Here is a 305-nt window from a genome sequence, read left to right as displayed (position 1 = left end):
TCTTGCCCTCGTTTTTCAACAGTCCCAGGACGATGTCGCGCACTTTTTTGGCTTCCTCCGGGTGTTTGATGGGGGAAAAATCATTCGGGCCGTAAATGATGCCGGCCAGCGTGGCGCATTCCGCCAGGGACAGGTCGCGGGGCTCCTTGTCATAATACCCGCGCGCCGCCGCCGCAATCCCCAGGAAAGTGTGTCCCCAGAAAATGCGGTTGATGTAGGTCTCCAGAATCTCATCCTTCGTGTAGGTGGCTTCAATGCGCTTTGCCAGAGCCACCTCCGTCAGCTTGGAATGCAGGTTGCGCTCC

1 protein-coding gene is annotated in these 305 nt (G+C 57.7%); it reads right to left on the bottom strand.

The window, feature by feature from the left end; all coding sequences use genetic code 11:
* Positions 1 to 305: biosynthetic peptidoglycan transglycosylase (locus tag WW58_RS09750; RefSeq protein ID WP_046437269.1), on the bottom strand; the 305-nt coding region annotated here is incomplete at both ends.

This window comes from Akkermansia sp. UNK.MGS-1 (assembly GCF_000980515.1).
Lineage (GTDB): Bacteria > Verrucomicrobiota > Verrucomicrobiia > Verrucomicrobiales > Akkermansiaceae > Akkermansia > Akkermansia muciniphila.
The sequence above is the reverse complement of the archived record's forward strand: the minus strand, read 5'-3'. Positions and strand labels throughout refer to the sequence as shown.